At 71.9% G+C, this 15,909-nt stretch carries 11 protein-coding genes; 6 read left to right on the forward strand and 5 right to left on the reverse strand.

Annotated elements, in window-relative coordinates; genetic code table 11:
• The first annotated feature begins 31 nt into the window (after window positions 1-31).
• Complete coding sequence (locus OG866_RS25820) at window positions 32-730, forward strand: NAD(P)-dependent oxidoreductase (protein ID WP_329338221.1); 699 nt, start codon at window positions 32-34, stop codon at window positions 728-730.
• A 52-nt stretch (window positions 731-782) separates the two neighbouring features.
• On the opposite strand, the gene OG866_RS25825 is transcribed toward OG866_RS25820, so the two are convergent.
• Both OG866_RS25825 and OG866_RS25830 read right to left on the reverse strand, forming a co-directional pair.
• Window positions 783-1,289 (reverse strand): GNAT family N-acetyltransferase, encoded by a 507-nt coding sequence (locus OG866_RS25825; protein WP_329338222.1) that lies wholly within the window; start codon window positions 1,287-1,289, stop codon window positions 783-785.
• 65 nt (window positions 1,290-1,354) lie between these two features.
• A complete protein-coding gene (locus OG866_RS25830; protein ID WP_329344298.1) occupies window positions 1,355-2,848 on the reverse strand; it encodes an MFS transporter in 1,494 nt (497 codons plus the stop codon).
• 446 nt (window positions 2,849-3,294) lie between these two features.
• Here OG866_RS25830 and OG866_RS25835 point away from each other — a divergent pair, with 446 nt between their 5' ends.
• The 4 genes from OG866_RS25835 (at window position 3,295) to OG866_RS25850 (ending at window position 12,502) form a co-directional block, all read left to right on the forward strand.
• Window positions 3,295-4,083, forward strand: a complete 789-nt coding sequence (locus tag OG866_RS25835; RefSeq protein ID WP_329338223.1) for an ABC transporter ATP-binding protein — start codon at window positions 3,295-3,297, stop codon at window positions 4,081-4,083.
• Window positions 4,080-6,644: an ABC transporter permease gene (locus OG866_RS25840; protein ID WP_329338224.1), complete on the forward strand. Its 2,565-nt coding sequence runs from the start codon at window positions 4,080-4,082 to the stop codon at window positions 6,642-6,644. The genes OG866_RS25835 and OG866_RS25840 overlap by 4 nt, the downstream gene beginning before the upstream one ends.
• Before the next feature lie 283 nt (window positions 6,645-6,927).
• Complete coding sequence (gene mfd, locus OG866_RS25845; RefSeq protein WP_329338225.1) at window positions 6,928-10,458, forward strand: transcription-repair coupling factor; 3,531 nt, start codon at window positions 6,928-6,930, stop codon at window positions 10,456-10,458.
• A 52-nt stretch (window positions 10,459-10,510) separates the two neighbouring features.
• Window positions 10,511-12,502, forward strand: coding sequence for an NACHT domain-containing protein (locus OG866_RS25850; RefSeq protein WP_329338226.1), 1,992 nt, complete (start codon window positions 10,511-10,513; stop codon window positions 12,500-12,502).
• Between the two features lie 3 nt (window positions 12,503-12,505).
• Here OG866_RS25850 and OG866_RS25855 read toward each other — a convergent pair whose 3' ends face one another.
• From OG866_RS25855 to OG866_RS25865, 3 genes are all read right to left on the reverse strand, one after another.
• Window positions 12,506-12,877, reverse strand: coding sequence for a MerR family transcriptional regulator (locus OG866_RS25855; RefSeq protein WP_329344301.1), 372 nt, complete (start codon window positions 12,875-12,877; stop codon window positions 12,506-12,508).
• 32 nt (window positions 12,878-12,909) lie between these two features.
• Window positions 12,910-13,665, reverse strand: a complete 756-nt coding sequence (locus OG866_RS25860; protein ID WP_329338228.1) for an SDR family NAD(P)-dependent oxidoreductase — start codon at window positions 13,663-13,665, stop codon at window positions 12,910-12,912.
• A gap of 524 nt (window positions 13,666-14,189) precedes the next feature.
• A complete protein-coding gene (locus OG866_RS25865; RefSeq protein WP_329338230.1) occupies window positions 14,190-14,774 on the reverse strand; it encodes a TetR/AcrR family transcriptional regulator in 585 nt (194 codons plus the stop codon).
• 128 nt (window positions 14,775-14,902) lie between these two features.
• Here OG866_RS25865 and OG866_RS25870 point away from each other — a divergent pair, with 128 nt between their 5' ends.
• Complete coding sequence (locus tag OG866_RS25870; protein WP_329338232.1) at window positions 14,903-15,802, forward strand: SCO6745 family protein; 900 nt, start codon at window positions 14,903-14,905, stop codon at window positions 15,800-15,802.
• Window positions 15,803-15,909 lie beyond the last annotated feature (107 nt).

Here is a 15,909-nt window from a genome sequence, read left to right on the forward strand (position 1 = left end):
TCAAGGCATCCGCTCACGAGAGGGGACCCCCGTGAACATCGTCGTCTTCGGCGCGAACGGCCCGACCGGGCGCCTCGTGGTGGCCCGGGCCGCCGCGGCCGGACACACCGTCACCGCCGTCACCCGCCGCCCCGACGCGTTCCCGGTGCCGGGCGCGCGCGTGGTGGGGGCGGACGTCCACGACGCCGCCGCGGTGAGCGCCGCCGTCGCCGGACAGCACGCGGTGATCTCGGCGCTCGGAGTGCCGTACACCCGCGACCCGGTGACCGTGTACTCCGGCGGCATCACGCACATCACCGAGGCCATGCACGAGCACGGCGTACTACGGCTCGTCGCCGTCACCTCGACGGTGCTCTTCGGCACGCCCGCGCCCGGGGAGAACTTCCTGTTCCGCAGGGTGCTGGAACCCTCGCTCATGCGGTTCATGGGGCGCACGGTGTACGAGGACATGCGGCGCATGGAGGAGATCGTGCGCCAGAGCGGCCTGGACTGGACGGTCCTGCGGCCGGGCGGGCTCTTCGACGGGGAGCGGGTGAGCGACTACGGGACCGGTACGTCACGGCTCGCGGGGCGCTACACCGCGCGCGTCGACCTCGCCTGCGAGCTGGTGCGACAGGCCGTCGAAGAGCGGGGCCAGGTGGGGGAGTTCGTGGACGTACGCACCACTGAGGGCACCCCGAGCCTCCTGGACCTGATGAGGAAGGAGGCGGTCGCCGGGAAGGCCGCGTGAGGGGGCGTGGGCGCGCGGGGTACCTAAACGGGGCGCGAAGGCGCTCGGCTAGTCAGGGTGTGAGGCGTGCGCGCTGGTAGCGCGCGCCGGGGCGGGTGCCGATGACGCACTCCCCTACGGGGGTGAAGGCGTTGCGTGCGAGGACCGCGCGGGAGGCCAGGTTGTCGAGGGTGGTGCGCGCGATCAGAGAGGTGAGTCCGTACGACGTCCCCGCCGTCCGGCACACCTGCGCCACCGCCTGCGTCGCCACCCCGCGACCGGCCGCGCGTTCTCCCACGCGGTAGCCCAGTTCGGCGCAGCCGTCCTCGACGTCGATCAGGTTCACGCGTCCGACGATCTCCCCGGAGGCGTCCAGCACCACGTGGAAGTGGCAGATTCCGGCGTCCTGTTCGGCCAGCCGCGCGCGGTGCACCTCGGCGAAGTCGGCGAAGTAGGCGTCCCCGCGGTCCGAGATCGACCGGGTGAAGTACTCCCGGTTCTCCCGCTCGAACGCGAGCAGCGCCGCCGCGTGATCCGCCCGCAGCCGCTCCAGTCTCAGCCCCAGCTCCGCTCCAGCCATGTCAGGCACCTTTCGCAGACTCGGTCCCAGCTCCCGTCCAGCCACGTCCGGCACCCTACGCAGACTCAGTCGGAGAGCACCGGGAATTTCCGTGGCGCGAGGAGCAGCAGCACCAGGAACGCCAGCGCCGCCGCGCACGACGCCCCCAGGTACACGGCGTGGACCGCGTCCGCGATGGCCCGCCGGGTCGACTCGGGGGCCGTACCGGCGTCCAACGCGCGCGTGACGGAGTCGAGATCGCTCGCCCCGCCGAGCCGGGCGGCCAGCACCCCGTTGGCCACCGCCCCGAAGAGCGCCGCGCCGAGCGTCTGCCCGGTCTGCCGGCAGAAGAGGACCGAGGCCGTCGTCGTACCGCGCTCCGACCAGCCCACCGTCGACTGCACCCCGACGATCAGGGGGAGTTGGAACAGCCCCAGAGCGGCGCCGAGGACCAGCATCAGCAGCGTCGGCTGCCAGGCCGCGCCCGGATACGGCAGGAAGGGGAACGCGAGCAGCACCAGCGCTGCCGTGCCGATGCCGAGCATCGCGGTGTTGCGGAAGCCGATCCGCCGGTACACGTGCTGGCTCAGCGCGGCCGACACCGGCCAGCTCAACGTCCATACGGACAGCACGAATCCGGCGGCCACCGGCCCCAGGCCCAGCACCGACTGGGCGTACGTCGGCAGGAACACCGTCGGCGCCACCATCAGCAGCCCGAGCGCGCCCAGCGCCAGGTTCACCGCGGCGATCGTACGGCGCCGCCACACCCACCCCGGGATGATCGGCTCGGCCGCCCGGCGCTCCACGGCCACCACGACCGCCACCAGCGCGAGACCCGTACCGAACAGGCCCAGTGAGGGTGCCGACAGCCACGGCCAGGCCACTCCGCCCTGCACCAGCGCCGTCAACAGCACGCCCCCGCACGCGAACACGGCGAGCGCGCCCGCCCAGTCGATGCGCGGGCGTGCGCCGGAGGCGCGTTCCGGCTCGTGCAGGTGGCGCACGATCAGCCACAGCGCGACCGCGCCGATCGGCAGGTTCACCAGGAAGATCCAGCGCCAGTCCGCGTACGCCGCGAGGACGCCGCCCACTCCGGGGCCGGCCACCGCCGAGACGGCCCACACCGTGGAGAGCTTCGACTGGATCTTGGGCCGCTCCTTCAGGGGGTACAGGTCGGCGGCGAGTGTCTGCACGGTGCCCTGGAGCGCGCCGCCGCCCAGGCCCTGCACCACGCGGAACGCGATGAGCGCGCCCATGTTCCAGGCGAGCGCGCAGAGCAGGGAGCCGAGCAGGAACAGCGCCGCGCCCGCGACCAGCACCGGCTTGCGGCCGAAGGTGTCGGACAGCTTGCCGTAGACCGGGAGCGTCACCGTCACGGCCAGCAGATAGCCCGAGAACAGCCATGAGAAGACGGAGAAGCCGCCGAGGTCGCCGACGATCTGCGGGACGGCCGTCGAGACGATCGTGGCGTCGAGCGCGGCCAGCGCCATCGCGAGCATCAGCGCGGCCACGACGGCTCCGCGCCGGTGCGCGCCGGGCGGGTTCGCGTCCGTGGCGGGCTGTGTCTCCGTGGCCCCCAGCTCCCCCAGCTCCCCCTGCTCCCCCTCGCTCACCGGAATCCTTTCCCCTTGCATCTATCTGCCGCCCCACACCCTCTCACTTGACCCTCACGTCGCGGCAGGGTGCAGGCTGAGCCCGCTGAAGGGTGGAGCGGACCCCTAGATCGGCTCCACCCGGGGGTGGACTGCCCCTAGGGGTCTCTCCGTACTACGGCTCGGGGAGGGTTCGTCCCGCTGGAGGACGAGACGGTCCCTGCCCCGTCCTTAACCTGGCTTTACGCCGCTCAGGAGGGGCTCGGGGTGGCGGACCGCAGGTCCGGGGGTGGGGTTTTCCCCAGGAAAAGACTGCGCTGGGCACCAGCGCGCCGGACCCCCGGTGAGCAGCAGACTCATCGACGTAGCCAAGAACGCATGCAGGACTCAGCAGCACACGTGATTCATCCGCTGACGGATATAGGAGACATACCGTGACATCGGCTGTGACCATCACCAGGCACGGGGGCACTGGAGGGACTACGGCCGTTGCCGCGCGGGCGCGGCAGGTCGTGAAGGCGTACGGGTCCGGCGAGACCCGTGTCGTCGCCCTCGACCATGTGGACGTGGACATCGCACGCGGTCAGTTCACCGCGATCATGGGCCCCTCGGGGTCCGGCAAGTCCACGCTCATGCACTGCCTCGCCGGGCTCGACACCGTCAGCAGCGGCCAGATCTACCTGGACGACACCGAGATCACCGGGCTGAAGGACAAGAAGCTCACGCAGCTGCGCCGGGACCGGATCGGATTCATCTTCCAGGCGTTCAATCTCCTGCCCACACTCAGTGCGCTCGAGAACATCACGCTGCCCATGGACATCGCGGGCCGCAAACCCGACAAGCAGTGGCTGGCGCGGGTCGTGGACACCGTCGGGCTGTCCTCGCGGCTCAAGCACCGGCCCAACCAGCTCTCCGGCGGCCAGCAGCAGCGCGTCGCCGTGGCCCGGGCGCTGGCGGCCCGGCCGGAGATCATCTTCGGTGACGAGCCGACCGGAAACCTCGACTCGCGCGCGGGCGCCGAGGTGCTGGGCTTCCTGCGGCGTTCCGTGGACGAACTCGGCCAGACCATCGTCATGGTCACCCACGACCCGGTCGCCGCCTCCTACGCCGACCGTGTGCTGTACCTCGCCGACGGCCGGATCGTCGACGAGATGTACAAGCCGACCGCGGAAGCCGTCCTGGACCGCATGAAGGACTTCGACGCCCGGGGGCGTACGTCATGACCGTCATGAAGACCTCGATGCGCAACTTCTTCGCGCACAAGGGGCGCATGGCCCTCTCCGCCGTGGCGGTGCTCCTGTCGGTGGCGTTCGTGTGCGGCACGCTCGTGTTCACCGACACCATGAACACGACGTTCGACAAGCTCTTCGCCACCACCGCCTCCGACGTCACGGTCTCCGCGAAGGGGGCCAAGAGCGACGACACCCCGCAGAACGGCAAGCCCGCCTCCCTGCCGGCGTCCACGGTCCAGCAGGTCGCGAAGGCGGACGGCGTGAAGTCCGTCGAGGGCGCGGTCAGTTCGATGAACGTGACCGTCGTCAACGACGAGAACAAGAACATGGGGTCGTCCAACGGTGCGCCCACCATCGCGGGCAACTGGACCAAGAGCGACCTGCGTTCCATGGAGATCACCTCCGGGCACGCCCCGCGCGGGCCGACCGAGACCATGGTCGACGCCGACACCGCCGACAAGCACCACCTGAAGATCGGTGACGAACTGCGCACCATCTCCGTCGTCGGTGACTTCAAGGCGAAGATCGTCGGCATCGCCACCTTCAAGGTCACCAACCCGGGTGCGGCGATCGTCTACTTCGACACCGCCACCTCCCAGCGTGAACTCCTCGGCGCCGAGGGCCGCTTCACCCAGGTCTATGCCACCGCCGCGGCCGGCGTCAGCGACACCCAGCTCAAGCAGAACGTCACGCAGGCCCTGGACGGCTCCTACAAGATCCAGACGGCCAAGGAGAACGCCGACGAGAACCGAGAAGACGTCGGCCAGTTCATGAACGTCATCAAGTACGCCATGCTCGGCTTCGCCGGGATCGCGTTCCTGGTCGGCATCTTCCTGATCATCAACACTTTCTCCATGCTGGTCGCCCAGCGCACCCGCGAGATCGGCCTCATGCGGGCGATCGGCTCCTCCCGCAAGCAGGTCAACCGGTCCGTGCTGGTCGAGGCACTGCTGCTCGGCTTCGTCGGCTCGATCCTCGGCGTCGGCGCCGGTGTCGGCATCGCGATCGGCCTGATGAAGCTCATGTCGATGGCCGGCATGAACCTCTCCACCGACGACCTCACCATCAAGGCCTCCACCCCGGTGGCCGGCCTGGTCCTGGGCGTCGTCGTCACCGTCCTCGCCGCCTATCTGCCCGCCCGCCGGGCCGGCAAGGTCTCCCCGATGGCCGCCCTGCGCGATGCCGGCACCCCGGCCGACGGCAAGGCCGGCTGGGTGCGCGCCCTGATCGGGCTGGTCCTGACGGGTGCGGGCGGTTACGCCCTCTACGCCGCCGCCACCTCCGACACCGCCAAGGACGGCTCGCTGCTGCTGGCCGGGGGCGTAGTCCTCTCCCTGATCGGCTTCGTCATCATCGGCCCGCTGCTGGCCGGCGGTGTCGTCCGGGTCATCAGCGCGGTGATCCTGCGGGCCTTCGGTCCCGTCGGCCGCATGGCCGAGCGCAACGCCCTGCGCAACCCCCGTCGTACGGGTGCCACGGGCGCGGCCCTCATGATCGGCCTGGCGCTGGTCGCCTGTCTGTCCGTCGTCGGCTCCTCCATGGTCGCCTCGGCCACCAGCGAGCTCGACAAGTCGGTCGGCGCGGACTTCATCGTCCAGGGCAACCAGCGGATCGTCCCGCAGGCCCAGAAGGCCATGGAGCAGACCCCGGGCATGGCCCACGTGACCTCCTACAAGGAGGTCGAGGCGGTCCTGACCTCGCCCGACGGCAAGAAGGACGACTCCCAGGTGACGGCGGCCGACCCGTCGTACGCCCAGGACCTGCGCCGCGCGACGACCGCGGGCACCCTGAGCGCCGCCTACGGCAAGGACTCCATGTCCGTCGGCTCCGACTACGCCAAGGACCACGGCGTCCACGTCGGCGACACCATCAGCGTCGCCTTCAAGGGCGGCGACACGGCGAAGCTCAAGGTCGCGGCCATCACCGACGACGACTCGGCGCTCGACCAGGGGGCGCGCTACCTCTCCATCGAGACGATGAAGCGGTACGTCCCCGCCGACCAGGTCCCGCCGAACACGATCATGTTCGCCAAGGCCAAGGACGGCCAGGAGAAGCAGGCCTACGCCGCCCTGAAGAAGGCGCTGGACGAGTACCCGCAGTACCAGGTGCGCGACCAGACCGACTACAAGCAGGAGCTGAAGGACCAGATCGGCCAGCTCCTCAACATGGTCTACGGCCTGCTCGCCCTGGCGATCATCGTGGCGGTCCTCGGTGTCGTGAACACCCTGGCGCTGTCCGTGGTCGAGCGGACCCGGGAGATCGGCCTGATGCGGGCCATCGGCCTCTCGCGGCGGCAGCTGCGCCGGATGATCCGCATGGAGTCGGTCGTCATCGCCCTCTTCGGCGCCCTGCTGGGCCTCGGGCTCGGGATGGGCTGGGGAGCCACGGCGCAGAAGCTGCTCGCACTGGAGGGCCTGAACGTCCTCGACATCCCGTGGCCGACGATCATCGGCGTCTTCGTCGGATCGGCCTTCGTGGGGCTGTTCGCGGCCCTGGTCCCGGCCTTCCGGGCGGGGCGGATGAACGTCCTGAACGCGATCGCCACCGAGTAGCCACAGTCCGCGGAGGACCGAGTGGCCACAGCCCGAGGGGGGGGCCGAGTGGCCACCGCCCACGGGGGAGCAAGGGCCCGGCGCCGAGAAGTCACGGGGGACTTCTCGGCGCCGGGCCCGTCGCTTTTCGGTTCGTGGGGAGAACCGGCGTTATCCACAGCCCCCGGCAGCGCCGCTCGCACCGACGTACGCTGGAGACCCCCCGGCCGGTCACCGCGTCGGGCCCCTCGTGATGCCCAGCCACGTTCGTGTTGCCCACACCCAGGACGGAAGCGCCCCCTCCATGAGCCTGCACGGTCTGCTCGACGCCGTAGTCAAGGACACCGCCCTAGCGGAAGCGATCACCGCGGCCGCGGACGGCAACCGCATGCACGTCGACCTGGTAGGCCCCCCGGCCGCCCGGCCCTTCGCGATCGCCGCGCTGGCCCGCCAGGCCGGCCGCCCGGTGCTGGCGGTGACGGCGACCGGCCGCGAGGCGGAGGACCTGGCGGCGGCCCTGCGCTCGCTGCTGCCCTCCGAGGGCGTCGTCGAGTACCCCTCCTGGGAGACCCTCCCGCACGAGCGCCTCAGCCCGCGCAGCGACACCGTGGGCCGCCGCCTCGCCGTCCTGCGCCGGCTGGCCCACCCGCGCCCGGACGACCCCGACACGGGCCCCGTGTCGGTCGTCGTGGCGCCCGTACGGTCCGTGCTCCAGCCGCAGGTCAAGGGCCTCGGCGACCTGGAGCCGGTGGCGCTGCGGACCGGCCAGAACGCCGACCTCAACACGATCGTCGAGTCCCTCGCGGCCGCCGCCTACGCGCGCGTTGAGCTCGTGGAGAAGCGCGGCGAGTTCGCCGTACGCGGCGGCATCCTGGATGTCTTCCCGCCCACCGAGGAGCACCCCCTCCGCATCGAGTTCTGGGGCGACGACGTCGAGGAGATCCGCTACTTCAAGGTCGCCGACCAGCGCTCCCTGGAGATCGCCGAGCACGGCCTGTGGGCGCCGCCCTGCCGCGAACTGCTGCTCACCGACGAGGTACGCGCGCGTGCCGCCGCCCTCGCCGTGGAGCACCCCGAGCTCGGTGAGCTGCTCGGCAAGATCGCCGAGGGCATCGCGGTGGAGGGCATGGAGTCCCTCGCCCCGGTCCTCGTCGACGACATGGAGCTGCTGATCGACGTCCTGCCGAAGGGCGCCATGGCCGTCGTGTGCGACCCGGAGCGGGTCCGCACGCGCGGCGCCGACCTGGTGGCGACCTCGCAGGAGTTCCTCCAGGCGTCCTGGGCGGCCACCGCGGGCGGCGGCGAGGCACCCATCGACGTCGGCGCGGCCTCCCTGTGGTCCATCGCGGACGTCCGGGACCGGGCGCGCGAGCTGGACATGATGTGGTGGTCGGTGTCGCCGTTCGCCGCGGACCTGGAGCTGGAGGCGGACACCCTCCAGCTCGGCATACACGCGCCCGAGACCTACCGCGGCGACACCGCGAAGGCGCTCGCCGACACCAAGGGCTGGCTCGCCGACGGCTGGCGCACGGTCTTCGTGACCGAGGCCCACGGCCCCGCGGCCCGCACCGTCGAGGTCCTCGGCGGCGAGGGCATCGCGGCCCGCCTCGACGCCGAACTGGGAGAGATCTCCCCGTCCGTCGTGCATGTGGCGTGCGGCTCGATCGACTACGGCTTCATCGACCCCGCGTTGCGGCTCGCCGTCCTCACCGAGACCGACCTGACCGGCCAGAAGGCGGCCGGCAAGGACGGCGCCCGGATGCCGGCCCGGCGCCGCAAGACGATCGACCCGCTCAGCCTGGAGGCGGGCGACTACATCGTCCACGAGCAGCACGGCGTGGGCCGCTACATCGAGATGGTCCAGCGCACCGTGCAGAGCGCCACGCGCGAGTACCTCGTCGTCGAGTACGCCCCCGCCAAGCGCGGCCAGCCCGGCGACCGCCTCTACATCCCCACCGACCAGCTGGAGCAGATCACCAAGTACGTCGGCGGCGAGGCCCCCACCCTGCACCGCCTGGGCGGCGCCGACTGGACGAAGACCAAGGCGCGCGCGAAGAAGGCCGTCAAGGAGATCGCGGCCGACCTGATCAAGCTCTACAGCGCGCGCATGGCGGCCCCCGGCCACACCTTCGGCCCGGACACCCCCTGGCAGCGCGAGCTGGAGGACGCCTTCCCGTACGCGGAGACCCCCGACCAGCTGACCACTATCGCCGAGGTCAAGGAGGACATGGAGAAGTCGGTCCCCATGGACCGCCTGATCTGCGGCGACGTCGGCTACGGCAAGACGGAGATCGCGGTACGGGCCGCGTTCAAGGCCGTGCAGGACGGCAAGCAGGTCGCGGTCCTCGTGCCGACGACGTTGCTGGTGCAGCAGCACTTCGGCACCTTCTCCGAGCGCTACTCGCAATTCCCGGTCAATGTCCGGGCGTTGAGCCGCTTCCAGACCGACACCGAGGCGAAGGCGGTCCTGGAGGGCCTGCGTGAGGGCGCGGTGGACGTCGTCATCGGAACCCACCGCCTGTTCTCCTCCGAGACCAAGTTCAAGGACCTCGGCCTGGTCATCGTCGACGAGGAGCAGCGCTTCGGCGTCGAGCACAAGGAGCAGCTGAAGAAGCTCCGCGCGAACGTCGACGTCCTGACGATGTCCGCGACCCCGATCCCCAGGACCCTGGAGATGGCGGTCACCGGCATCCGCGAGATGTCGACGATCACGACACCCCCGGAGGAGCGCCACCCGGTCCTGACCTTCGTCGGCCCCTACGAGGAGAAGCAGATCGGCGCGGCCATCCGCCGTGAACTGCTGCGCGAGGGCCAGGTCTTCTACATCCACAACCGCGTCGAGTCGATCGACCGCGCGGCCGCCCGGCTGCGCGAGATCGTCCCCGAGGCGCGGATCGCGACCGCGCACGGCCAGATGTCGGAGACGGCGCTGGAGCAGGTCGTCGTCGACTTCTGGGAGAAGAAGTTCGACGTGCTGGTGTCGACGACGATCGTCGAGTCCGGCATCGACATCTCCAACGCCAACACCCTGATCGTGGAGCGCGGCGACAACTTCGGCCTCTCCCAACTGCACCAGCTGCGCGGCCGGGTGGGCCGAGGCCGGGAGCGCGGGTACGCGTACTTCCTCTACCCGCCGGAGAAGCCGCTGACGGAGACCGCCCACGAGCGCCTGGCCACCATCGCCCAGCACACCGAGATGGGCGCGGGCATGTACGTGGCGATGAAGGACCTGGAGATCCGGGGCGCGGGCAACCTCCTCGGCGGCGAGCAGTCCGGCCACATCGCGGGCGTCGGCTTCGACCTGTACGTCCGCATGGTCGGCGAGGCGGTGGCGGACTACCGGGCGTCCCTGGAGGGCGGCGTCGAGGAGGAGCCGCCCCTGGAGGTCAAGATCGAGCTCCCGGTCGACGCGCACGTCCCGCACGACTACGCCCCCGGCGAGCGGCTCCGGTTGCAGGCCTACCGCTCCATCGCCTCGGCCAACACCGAGGCGGACATCAAGGCCGTACGGGAGGAACTCGTCGACCGCTACGGCAAGTTGCCGGAGCCGGTGGAGAACCTGCTGCTGGTGGCGGGCCTGCGGATGCTGGCACGCGCGTGCGGCGTCGGCGAGATCGTCCTCCAGGGCACCAACATCCGGTTCGCGCCGGTGGAGTTGCGGGAGTCGCAGGAGCTGCGGCTCAAGCGGCTGTATCCGGGGACCGTCATCAAGCCGGCGGCGCACCAGGTGCTGGTGCCGCGTCCGAAGACGGCGAAGGTGGGCGGAAAGCCGTTGGTCGGGCGGGAGTTGCTGGGATGGGTCGGGGAGTTTCTGACGTCGATCCTGGGGTCGTAGAAGTGAGGGGTTGAGGGGTCACGACCTGCCGTTCTGCGGCACCATGTCGGGCATGGCGTTCGGGGGAAGCGGGAGCAGGACCGCCTCGGTCGTGGGGGTGACGTGCGCGCTGGTCACCGGGGTGGTGGTGTACGTGCTGTGGGGGCAGCACGGCCCGCTCGGGGTGTCCGACCGCGGCAGCCTGGTCTCCGTGGCCCTGCTACCGCCCGCTCTGGTCGTGTCCGTCGTGGGGCTCAGGCGGCAGCGGTCCGGGGCGCGCGAGGACGAGGCGGTCGCGGTCGCCCGGCTCGTACGGGAGGTGCGGTCGGTCGGCGAGCCGCAGTGGATGCACAGCCTCGGCGGTGAACTGACCGCCATCGACGTGACGTTCGCGTTCCGGCCCTACGCCCACGCGCGCGCCGCCGAACTGCCGCCCACGCCCGCCGGGCAGTTGGAACGGGTCGTCGAGGACTACCGGGCCGTCCGGCCGCGACGGCTGGTGATCACCGGGGAGCCCGGAGCGGGCAAGACCGTGCTCGCACGCAAGCTCCTGATGGAGCTCAACAAGGCACGCGGTGAGCGTGAACCGGTCGCCGTGCTCATCGCGCTCGCCGACTGGGACACCCGTGAGGCCCTGACCGACTGGATCGTGCGGCACCTGGAACGCGACTTCGGCATGCCGTCCCGCTCCGCCCGCAAGGTCATGGACGCGCGCATGGTCCTGCCCGTGCTCGACGGACTGGACGAGATGGACGCCGCCGACGTCGACCTGGCCGACTCCCGGGCGCGCCGGGCGCTGGAGGCGCTGGCCCGCTACCAGGACGGCACCGACCCGGCACCGCTCGTGCTGACCTGCCGGGCCCGGCGATACGACGAACTGGAGGCCGACGGCAGCCACATCCTCGACGCGGCCCGTATCGAGATCGAACCGGTGGACTCCGCGCGAGCGGTTCGCTTCCTCGAACTGCGAGGCGCCGCGCGCAGGCCGGCGCTGTGGGAGCCGGTGCTCGACGAGTTGCGGTCCGCGCCGGGGGGCGTACTCGCGTCGGCGCTGTCCACCCCGTGGCGGCTCGCGCTGGCGGCGATCGTCTACGAACGGGAGGGCGACCCGGGGGAGTTGGTGGGCACGGCCGCGTCCTCCGCCGATGCCGTCGCCGAGTTGCTGCTGGGGCGCTTCATCGCGGCGGTGGTGGACCGTGTGCCCCAGCAGGCCGGACGGTTCCCGGAACGGACCGTGCACGCCCGGCTGCACCGGCTGGCCAGGGGACTGGAGACGGACCTGGTGCTGCACCGGCTGGGAGACCGGGTGGCGCCGGCGGTACGGACGGCGGTGATCGGGGGGTTGGTGCTGACGACCGCCGTACAGGTGGCGGCTCTGTGGCAATGGCCGGTGTACGTCGAAGTCGCGACGGTGAACTGCCTCGGCCTGATCCTCGGTGTTCTCATCCTCTTCAACGAACTCCGGTCCCTCCAGACCGGTTCCACCGAGGAGAGCATCCTGTCCACCATCGCGGTGCCGCCGCTGGGCAGTCCGCTGTGGCGGCTGGGGCTGCGCCGGTTCGGCCGCAGAAAGGTGCGCGTCCTCGCGGTGTTCCTGCTGGTGGGCGCGGGCGCCTGGCGGGATCTGGCCGGCGGACCGTTCGACGCGTGGACCGTCCTGTTCCTGGCGTCCACCGGCTGGATCGCCCTGATGATCGTGGTCGGGTGCGTCATGGCCGAGTTCGACAGCACGGCCGTCGGGCCCGGTGGGCCGGTCAGGGCGGTGTGGTGCCTCAGCGCGCTCGTCGCCGGCACGATCGCGGGCGGCATCGCGATCAGCGGCGGTCCCGAACTGATCGACGTGCTGTTCGGGGCCTGCATGATCGCCGTGCTGCTCGGGGTGATGTCGGAATGGGTCGGCTACCTGATCTACCGCCTCGCGAACCCGGCCCTCGGCCTCCGCCTCCCCGCCTTCCTCGACTGGTGCGTCACCGCGGGCCTGCTCCGCACCTCCGGCATCGCCTACCAGTTCCGCCACCGCGAGTTCCAGGAGTGGCTGGTACGACACCCTCGGCCGATCCACTGAGCCTCACGCCACAGGACGTATGCGCCCCCGCGTCGCCTCCGCCAACACCCCCGCCAGCCGGTCCCGTACGGCGACCTGCGCGGCGATCCGCTCCTCCATCACGGCCAGCCGGTCCAGGGCCACCCGCAGCGCCTGGGCGGAGGCCGGACCCTCGGTCACATCGCCGTCCAGGCACGGCAGGAACACGCGTACGTCGTCGAGGGTGAGCCCCGCGTCCAGGAGGTGCCGGATGTTGCGGACCCGGACGGCGACCCCGGCGTCGTAGAACCGGTAGCCGTTCGCCGCGCGGACGGACGTGATGAGTCCCGCCTGCTCGTAGTGGCGCAGGGCGCGCGGTGTGCTGCCGGTGGCCTGGGCGAACTCGCCGATCCGCAGGCGGGGCGTCGGGGCGGTCATGCCGGTGAGTCTCATGCGACGACCGCACCCCCGTCCACCGGAAGGACCACGCCCGTGATGAACGACGCCTGCGGCGAGGCGAGTTGGGTGATGGCCCAGGCCACCTCCTCGGGGCGGCCGACCCGGCCCAGCGGAGTGTGCTCCAGCTGCCACGCGCGGATGGCGGCACGCTGCTCGGGGGTGAAGCCGGAGTGGTCCGCGATGGGCGTCTCGATCGCGCCGGGGGCGACGGCGGCGACCCGGATGCCGAGCGGGGCCAGTTCGACGGCCCAGCTGCGGGTGAGCACTTCGAGGGCCGCCTTCCCGGCGGCGTAGAGCGAGTTGCCGGGCCAGCCGCGCTGACCGACGGCGGTCGTGACGTTGACGACGACACCCCGGCTCTTGGTGAGGGCGGGGAGCGCGGCCTGGGTGAGCAGTACGGGCGCGAGGAGGTTCGTCGCGAGCTGGGGCGCGACCGACGCGCGCGTGTACGTGCGCAGGGACTCGGCGTTGACGATCGCCGCGTTGTGGACGAGGCCGTCGATACGGCCGTAGTGCGCGAGTGCCGTACGGACGACCGTGTCCGGGCCGTCCTCGGCTGTGATGTCGGCGGAGAGCGGCGTGATGAGGGCCTCGTCGTACGCCGCGGTCTCGGCGAGCGGTGCCGGGCGGCGGCCCACAGCGAGGACGTGCGCGCCGCGGGCGGCGAAGGCGTGGGCGGTGGCGCGGCCTATGCCGGTGCCCGCTCCGGTCACGATGACGGTTTCCGGGGCCTTGGTGGAGGTCATGCGGGGATTGTCGAACCCTGACACCGGTGTCAAGGTCAAGCCGTACGGTGCCGGGGCGGGGGTCTCGCGGGGCCTGTCGCCGGGGCGTGAGGGTCGCACGGAGCCCGTCACCAGGGCGTGGGGGCGCGTGGAGCTTGTCGCCGGGGCCCGGGGGCGCGTGGAGCTTGTCGCCGGGGCGGGGGTCTCGCGGAGCTTGTCGCCGGGGCGTGGGGGCGCGTGGAGCTTGTCGCCGGGGCCCGGGGGCGCGTGGAGCTTGTCGCCGGGGCGGGGGTCTCGCGGAGCTTGTCGCCGGGGCGTGGGGTCTCGCGGAGCCTGTCACCAGGGCCCGGGGGCGCGTGGAGCCTGTGGCCGGGGCGGGGGTCTCGCGGGGCTTGTCGCCGGGGCGTGAGGGTCGCACGGAGCCCGTCACCGGGGCGGGGGTCGCGCGGGGCCTGTCACCAGGGCCCGGGGGCGCGTGGAGCCTGTCGCCGGGGCGGGGGTCTCGCGGAGCCTGTCGCCGGGGCGTGGGGGACCGTCGGAGCCCGTCAGCGGAACAGGGTCGCCGTCAAGGTCCGGAACACCTCCTCGGGGTCCTTGTCGCCGACCGGCCCGTCCAGGTTGCGGCCGAGGAGCAGCGTGGCGAAGCCGTGGGCGAGGGACCAGGCGGCGACGCCGGCGAGGCGCGGGTCGATGCCGCCGGGGTCCACCGTGGACACGGACGTGCGCAGGGCGTCGCCGGCGAGGGCGCGGGCGGTGGTCAGTTCGAGGTCGTCGGCGCGCAGCAGTCCCGGCGTGAACATCACCTGGAAGTGCGCGGGGTGCTCGCGCGCGAAGCGCACATAGCGCACGCCCGCCTCCTTGAGGTCCGGGGCCTCCCGGAGCGTGGCGGCCAGCAGTCCGAAGCCCTCGGCCGCGATCGACGTCAGCAGACCGGTGCGGTCCTTGAAGTGGTGCGCGGGAGCCGCGTGCGAGACCCCGGCCCGGCGGGCGAGGTCGCGCAGGCTCAGCGCGGCGGGCCCGTCGGCGGCGATGACGTCGAGCGCGGCGGTGAGGATCGCGCGCCGCAGGTCGCCGTGGTGGTAGGGGCGGCGTGAGGCCGGCTTGGTGCTGTCGGTGTCCGCAGGTGCCATGGACAGCAGCGTACGCGCAATCTAGGCATTGACAAGTTCGGGCGGTCGAGGCAATCTTGTCAGTGTCAAGTTGTGCGGTGGGCGGCCGAGAGGCTTCCGCCGACTTCGGTACGACGAGGAGGCGTGGCATGTCGCAGCACGAGGGTGGGGCCGGTGTCGTCGGCGGCGTGGAGCCGGCCCGGGTGCGTCAGCTCTGGCACCTGCTGGAGCCCCTGCACGCGGTTCTGTACTACGCGCCGGAGGTCTTCGAGGAGGCGGCGGCGCTCGGTTACGACACCAAGGAGCGCTGGCCGAGCTACTTCCCCTTCCGCGCGGCGCCGTTGGGGGCGGTGGACGCCGGGCGCGTGACGTCCGCGTTCTACAGCTTCAGCCCGCGCATGGTCGCCGAGCATGCCGACACCGCGTGGAGCGTCGCGCCTCCGGAGGCGGTGCTGGCCGCGCGGCTGCGCGGGATCGACCGGGCGTACCGCGCGATATTCGGCGACCGCGTCGACAGCCCCGAACTGGCGGAGGCCGCCGCCCTCGCCCGGCGCGTGGCGGAGGCGGCGAACACCGCGGGCCGCCCGTTGGCCGCGGCCAACGCCGCGCTGGAATGGCCCGAGGCCCCGCACCTCCAGCTGTGGCAGGCGGCGACGATCCTGCGCGAGCACCGCGGCGACGGCCATCTCGCCGCCCTGCTCGTCGCCGGCCTCGACCCGGCCGAGTCGCTCGTCTCCTTCGCGGCGATAGGCGCCGCGTCCGTCGAGCGCTTCGAGAGCCGCGGCTGGAGCGAGGCGGAATGGACGGCCGCCCGCGAACGCCTGGCCGCCCGCGGCCTGCTCGACGCCGACGGTACGGCCACGGAGGCGGGCCGCGCGCTGCGCCACCGCGTCGAGGAGCACACCGACCGACTCGCCGCCGACCCCTGGCAGCCCCTCGCGCCGGCCGACATCGACCGTCTCGTCGAACTGCTCGGCGACTACTGGGTGGCGGTGCTGTCCTCCGGACTGCTGCCCTCGGAGGCGACGTTGGGGATCGGGAAGGTGTGAGGGCCGGGGGGCAGGGTGAGGTCCCGAGACGTGGGGGAGCTGCGGTGAGCGACCTGTCGGTGCGGGACGCGCGAAGCCGCCCGCGGGAGGGATGCTCTCCGCGGACG

The sequence above is a fragment of the Streptomyces sp. NBC_00663 genome, from assembly GCF_036226885.1.
Taxonomy (GTDB): Bacteria; Actinomycetota; Actinomycetes; order Streptomycetales; family Streptomycetaceae; genus Streptomyces.